The organism is Synechococcus sp. R55.2, assembly GCF_047462075.1.
Taxonomy (GTDB): domain Bacteria; phylum Cyanobacteriota; class Cyanobacteriia; order Thermostichales; family Thermostichaceae; genus Thermostichus.
Genome location: NZ_JANSIH010000230.1, coordinates 1 through 711, shown reverse-complemented (window position 1 = coordinate 711; position 711 = coordinate 1). Strand labels below are relative to the sequence as shown.

1 protein-coding gene is annotated in these 711 nt (G+C 62.4%); it reads right to left on the bottom strand.

All coding sequences use genetic code 11. From position 1 onward, the window contains the following. Positions 1 to 711 (bottom strand): hypothetical protein (locus NW838_RS07895; RefSeq protein WP_414427816.1); only part of this gene is annotated, 711 nt, incomplete at both ends.

Below are 711 nucleotides of genomic sequence, written 5' to 3'. Positions count from 1 at the left end.
GTTGAACTCATTACAGCCTCCAATCCGAGCAGCCGCCTGCAGGGGCACATCTGGCTGAGCTTGCAGCCCGCAGCGCAGCCGCCGCACATACGGATCCTGAGGATCCAACTCCCGCAAGAACTCAGTGCGGGCATTGGAGGGGAATTGGAAGCGAGCCGACACCGCGCTGGGACGACGGGCAATTTGCAGGCCCACATCGTAGCCGAAGCGGCGATTGGGCGGGAAGTAGTAGTCGTAGCCGCGCGTGAGGGCCGAGCCCGTAACCAAGTTGGGCGGCTCAAAGCTCTGCTGCAGGAAGGGGCCGGTGGCATAGGTGCTGTAGTTGAGCTGGATCATCGAGCCGCTGAAGAAGAGGTTGGTATTTCTCCACAGCTCGTTGAGGCGCAGGAAGTTGTGCATGCCGCCGGCAGTTTGGTCTAGCCGCGAGGGCAGGGTGCCGCTGATGGCAATGGCATTCACCCGCGTTTCCCTGGCCGGCTGCAGCTGCCGGTTTTGGCTGCCATCGTCGTTGCGGCGGCGCTGGTTCACATCGGTTGAAGCCAGCTCTTGGAAGCGGGGAATGGGAATGGGTCGACGGGTCACCTCATCTAGGATCACCCCCAGCACCGGGTTTTCGCCGGCAAAGCCAGTGGGAGTCTTGTTCAGGTCCAGGGTGAACGGCTCCACATCCACCCAGACCAGGCCATCGCCATCGCCGCCGTTACGGTCGAT